We start from the raw sequence: 5,638 nt of genomic DNA, 5'->3' as shown, positions 1-5,638 counted from the left end.
CACGTGGCCGCTGGCCGTGGCGGGCCTGGCCGACGCGACCATGCGCGAGCTGCACCGCATGCGCTACCTCTGGACGCAGCCGTCCCACCTGCGGCCCGGGACGCTCACTACAGAGGAAGGACTGGCGGCGAGCGCGTGGGAGGACGTGGTGGCGGGGGGCGGTGACGCCCGGCCGGGGTAGCCACTGATGCCTCTGCGCCTGGACGGCCGCCCCGCTTGCCACCCCACCCCGCCGGCCACGCTGGAACCCATGAGCCAGCACCCCCCAGAGCCCGCTCCGGCGGCGGCATGTTCCCGTTCCCCCACCGCTCGTGGCAGACCAAGGGCGGCTCCCGCGTGGTGGTCGGCGGCTGCTGCCTGCCCATCCCGCCCGGCTTCTGCGCCCTCGTGGCCGCCGGCGGCGCGATGTCCCACCACGTCATCACCAGCGGTACCGGCCCGGCCTGACGCGCCACGAGGGAGGTTGTCGGCCCCGTCGCCTACGGTGGCCGGTAAGACCGCCACCGCCGTCAGGAGAACCGGGCATGACCAGCCAGCACGGCGTGACCGACGCCGCCGTCATCGAGTACTTCGCACGGGTCCTGCAGCGAGGCCAACTCGATGAGGTGACCTTCGGCGACGACAGGTTCGTGGCCGTTCCCCGAGCCGACCTGCGTTTGGGCTGCCTGCCGCAGGAAAAGACCGACAAGCTGTTCTCCCGCAAGAAGACCAAGGCCCCGATCCCCGTGGTCGTCTCGCTCCTGTCGCTGCAGATCGGAGGCGGCAAGCACTCCGGCCTCGTGCTCCTGGCCGCCTCCCTCCGCCCCGACGGCACCCTCGACCCCGTGGTGGAGACGGGTAGCTCACCGTGGATCCCCGCCGAACGGCTGAACTCACCCCAGGTGACGGGCCGCGAGGTGATGCTGGGGGACCAGGAGGCCTTCTGGTCGGCCTTCCACGGGCCGTTGAGTGCCGAGGTCTCGCAGGTGGAGACCTTTGGCGATGCCGTGGACCTCGCCGATGCGTTGACCAAGGAGGTCACGGGCCTCGCGCCCCAGGAGTTCGCCACCCGCCGCTCCACCAGCCGGACGATGCTGGAGGCAGACACCTGCTACGTCATGGAGTTCGAGCGCATCAACGCCGCCCGTTCCCTGTTGGAGCTCTACGACCACATGCAGCGCACCGGGGAGCGCGGCCTGGCCTCCCGCCTCGTCCTGGGCGCCCCGGACAAGCACCACGAACGCGACATCCACGTGGGGGACGGCCTCCTCACGCGCGCACTCGCGGCCTGCGGATCCATGAGTGACGGGTTCCCCCTCACCCCCTCGCAACGACGCGCCGTCCACGGCTTTCTCACCGACGGCGACGGCGACGTCACAGCCGTCAGCGGACCACCCGGCACGGGCAAGACCACCATGCTGCAGGCCGTGGTGGCCTCGACCCTCACCCAACGAGCAATCGACGGGGAGCCGCCGCCCCTCATCGTGGGCACGTCCACCAACAACCAGGCCGTCACCAACATCATCGACGCCTTCGCCTCGGTGACCAAGGAGGAGCCCGGCCCGCTCGACCACCGGTGGCTGCCCCAGGCCCAGGACGGTGCAGCCGGTGACACCCCGATGACGTCACTGGCCGTCTACTGTCCGTCCAAGGCCAAGTGGAACGAGGCAGCCCGCAAGTACCTGGTAGAGGACGACCGCCGCGCCGGTGTCTACGCCGACCACAGCGATGAGGCGTACCTCGAGGCTGCACGCGATCGATTCGTGACCAAGGCGTTCGCGTACTTCGGCAGCGCCTCCGACGTTGCCGGGCTGCGGACGCTCCTCCACGAGGCGCTCTGCGAGGTGGACGAGACGCGCCGGCGGCTCCTGGCCACCATAGCCACCGAGGGCCCCGGCACCCGTTACGCCGACCTCTGCCAACGCGTCCTGACGAACCCGCTGCTGTCCGGCCTCGAGCACCTCACCGAGCTACCCATGTGCCGGGACCTGGAGTCCCTCGACGCGGAACTCGATCGAACCCTGCGGTACGCCGCCTTCTGGCTGGCCGTGCACTACTACGAGGCGTACTGGTTGGAGGCGGAGTTCCTGTCCTCGGACGAGCGGTGGAAGAACACCCGGCGCACCATGGACACCTACTGGTCCCAGGCACCGGCGCTCACCCCGTGCTTCGTGATGACGGCCTACCAGGTGCCCAAGTACTTCGCGCTCTATGCCAAGACGGGTGAACCGCGACCGTTCGACATCGGGCGCATCGACCTGCTGATCGTGGACGAGGCCGGGCAGGTGGACACCCCCGTGGGCCTCCCACCCTTCGCACTGGCCAAGCGCGCCCTGGTGGTGGGTGACACCAAGCAGTTGGCACCCGTGTGGTCCCTGGACGACGTGACCGACCAAGAGGTGGCCGGCAGCACCGGCGTCTCGGCCGAGGACTGGGACCGCCTGCTGAAGCCACGTGGCCTGACCTGTTCCCAACCATCCAGCCTCATGGCAGCCGCGAGCAACGCCTCACGGTGGGTGTACGGCGAGGTCTCCGCACCGCAGCCGGGCCTGTTCCTCGCCGAGCACTTCCGGTGCCACCCACGGATCATCGGGTTGTGCAACGAGCTGCTCTACGACGGGTTGCTCAACCCACGGCGCAAGGAGGAGCAGTCGCCCTTGCACGGGGTGGCCGAGCCCTTCCAGTTCCGGGAGGTGCCTGACTCAAGCGACAAGCGGGAGGGGACGAGCCGCAAGAACGTGGCCGAGGCTGGAGCCATCGCTCGCTGGGTGGTGGACAACTTCGACGCCTTGCACGAGGTCTACATCGACCGCCAGGAGGACCCCAACAAGCGGCCCAAGCCGGAGGAGATCATCGGCGTGGTGACGCCGTTCAGCGCCCAGGCGCGCGCCGTGAGAACTGCTCTGCGCCAGGCGACACAGTCGCTGCCGGTCGGATCACACATCCCGTCCGGCCTGCCAGAGGCTCTGACCGTGGGCACGGCCCACCGGCTGCAGGGGGCCGAGCGGCCGGTGATCCTCTTCTCTGCGGTCTACGGGCAGAGCGAGGGGACGGCCAGCTTCATCGACGGCAACCCTGAGCTGCTCAACGTCGCCGTGTCCCGCGCCAAGGACCTGCTGGTCGTCTTCGGCGCCGAACGGCGGTGGAACAACGGTCCGGCCTTCAGCCTGATCTCCCAGTACGCCACGCGGACCACGCTCGACATCGGGGAAGAGCCCGAGCCCCCGGCGGAGCCGCAGCCGCTGGTTCCCACCCCGGCACCGACGCCGACCTACACCGTGGCCCAGCCTGCCGACCTGCCGATCCGCGAAAAGGTCTCTGAGCCGGTGACCACCTCCACGGGCGGCTCCACCCGGATGACCTTTGCCACCCTGCGGGAGGCCAACCCCGCGCCAGAGCCCGGTTCAACGTCCCCGACAGCACCTGGGGGCGAGGCCGAGGACCGGGGCGAGGCGCTTCCCGTGTCAGGCCTGCTCAAGCAGTGGGCGTCCTCCGGCCACCTCCTTCCGGAAGACAGCGGCCTCACAGCGGCAGCCTTCAACCTGCGGCTGCACACGGCGGGCATCCTCGCCGGCGAGCCGGGGGCCTGGACCGTCACGGCGGCCGGGGAGATGGTCGGTGTCACCACCGAGCCGCGGACCGGGAGAGACGGCTCGCCCTACGACGTCATCCTGTACGGACCCCAAGCCCAGGAGGGGCTGCTGCGGCTGTACCGGGCAGGACGGATCTGACGACCGCTGGCGCAAAGTGCAGACCTGCACATCCCAGCCTGGGGCTGCTACTTTTTGCGCAGGAAAAGTAGCACGCCTGAGTCGAGGTCGCTCCCATGACACTTTTCAACCCCACACCCGCCGAGAAGGCCGTGACCCAGGCGATCGCAGAGCTCCGGGCTGGGCGTCCGGCCTCGGAGAGCCGCCACCTTGATCTGAAGTCGGCCACCACCCGTCACGGCGCCCCCGTGCCCGACCCAGCGCGTGATCCTGCGCTGGTACGCCAGCTGGCCCCAGAGGTCGCCTGCATGGCCAACACACCCGGCGGAGGGGCCCTGGTCCTCGGAGTCGGGGACGACAACACCCTTGAGGGCACGACGGCCCACGCCGAGTGGCTCCGCCGCGAGATCTACACCCAGCTGCAGAGTCGAGTCACCTGTGACGTGCGCGAGGTCTTCGTCCACGAGCACCGTCTCCTGGTGCTCCTGGTCCCGGAGGCGGTGGAACCCGTCAAAGTCAAGGGACGAATCCAGTGGCGCATCGACGACGGGTGCCACGAGGTGGACGCCAGCACATGGCGTGCGCGCATGGACCACGCGCGACGAGTGGACTGGTCCGCGCGATCGAGCCAGCTGCCCACGTCTCGTGTTCGCCCCAGCGGAATGGCAGCGGTTCGCACCTTCCTGGAGGACACGCGCGAGACCGCCGCCAGAGACCTGGCTCAGCTGCCCGACGAGGACCTCCTCCGCCGCCTCAACGCCGTGGACGTGGACGGATTCCTCACGAACGCCGCAGCCCTCCTGTTCGTGGGCTGGGGCCCGGAGCACAACATGCTCGACTACATCCGCCGGGACCACGCGGGTGGAGACAGCCGCGAGCGCCTCCACCGCACGGGCCTGTCCCTCGCGGAAGAGCTCCAGGAGGTCCTCCGCACCTGCCGCTCGTTCAATCCCCTGAGGCACACGGGTGACGGCCCCGCTGTCGGCCAGGTGCGCGAGATCCCCGAGCGGCCCCTCCGTGAGGCCATCATCAACGGTGTCGCCCATCGCGACTGGGCCATCCAGCAACCCACCACGATCGAGCACGTCGGAGCCACGCTCCAGGTGACCAGTCCGGGTGGATTCATGCCCGGCATCACACCCGACAACGTCATCCACCAGCCGTCGACCTCCCGCAACACAGCACTCACCGAACTTCTGGCCGCCATCCGAGTGGCAGAGAGGGAGGGCATCGGCATCGACCGCATGTACCAGGACATGCTGTCCCACGGCCACCCCGAACCCAGCCTCCAGGAGCTCGCCACGGGCGCGGTGCGCACGCGGCTTGTCGCGAACGTCAGTGACCAGGGGTGGTTGGAGTGGCTCCACCTGATGGACCAGTCATGGGCGGTCCTGGATCTCGACACCCTGATGACCCTCCGGCAACTCGTGACGCGAGGGTGGACTGATCACCTGCGACTCGCCCCCTACGTGCAACGGCCTCCAGGGGAGACGATCCCGCTGTTGCAGCGCGTCGCCGAGCTCACCATGGGCGGCGATGCCGTGACCACGATGCTGAGCAGCACCCCCGCGGGTGGGACGCCGGCAATGACGCTGAGCAAGGGGGCACTCCGCGCCTTGGCGCACGCGGACAGCCGAAGTGCCTACCCCGTCGAACGATCGACGCGCCCCACGCTGGCACTCGACTTCGCCCGGAGCCGTGGCCGGATCAGCAGCTCCGAGTTGGGCGAGATGACCGGGATCGCCAGCCAGACTGCTGGGCGGGTCCTCCGTGACCTCGAGGAACAGGGTGAACTCCTGCCGAGCCGGGCCAACCGCCGAGGTGCGGGCTTCCACTACCTGCCCGCTCCACCTCGCGAGGACTCCCACGCCTGACTCCGCCACCTACCATGCCCCCCCATGGAGACCCTCACCAAGACCGCCAACTCCCTGCTCCGCGGCACCGAGGAC

3 protein-coding genes and 1 pseudogene are annotated in these 5,638 nt (G+C 69.5%); all 4 read left to right on the top strand.

The window, feature by feature from the left end; all coding sequences use genetic code 11:
* A pseudogene (locus HMPREF3099_RS13170) lies at positions 1–181 on the top strand (hypothetical protein); the annotation flags it as partial.
* A 107-nt stretch (positions 182–288) separates the two neighbouring features.
* The gene (locus tag HMPREF3099_RS13165) at positions 289–447 is read left to right on the top strand and encodes a hypothetical protein (protein WP_168168525.1); all 159 of its coding nucleotides are present in this window, start codon (positions 289–291) and stop codon (positions 445–447) included.
* A gap of 77 nt (positions 448–524) precedes the next feature.
* Positions 525–3,710 carry a DEAD/DEAH box helicase gene (locus HMPREF3099_RS10915; RefSeq protein WP_070706056.1) on the top strand — a complete coding sequence of 1,062 codons (3,186 nt, stop codon included), beginning with the start codon at positions 525–527 and terminating at the stop codon, positions 3,708–3,710.
* Between the two features lie 95 nt (positions 3,711–3,805).
* Positions 3,806–5,563 carry an ATP-binding protein gene (locus tag HMPREF3099_RS10910; protein WP_070706054.1) on the top strand — a complete coding sequence of 586 codons (1,758 nt, stop codon included), beginning with the start codon at positions 3,806–3,808 and terminating at the stop codon, positions 5,561–5,563.
* The last annotated feature ends 75 nt before the right edge of the window (positions 5,564–5,638 follow it).

This window comes from Kytococcus sp. HMSC28H12 (assembly GCF_001816045.1).
Classification (GTDB): domain Bacteria; phylum Actinomycetota; class Actinomycetes; order Actinomycetales; family Dermatophilaceae; genus Kytococcus; species Kytococcus schroeteri.
Note: the sequence above shows the minus strand (reverse complement) of the source record. Positions and strands in the feature narration are given on the sequence as shown.

Coding starts and splice junctions, on each gene's coding strand:
- HMPREF3099_RS13165 (WP_168168525.1), top strand. CDS start 289: ATGTTCCCGTTCCCCCACCGCTCGTGGCAGACCAAGGGCGGCTCCCGC.
- HMPREF3099_RS10915 (WP_070706056.1), top strand. CDS start 525: ATGACCAGCCAGCACGGCGTGACCGACGCCGCCGTCATCGAGTACTTC.
- HMPREF3099_RS10910 (WP_070706054.1), top strand. CDS start 3,806: ATGACACTTTTCAACCCCACACCCGCCGAGAAGGCCGTGACCCAGGCG.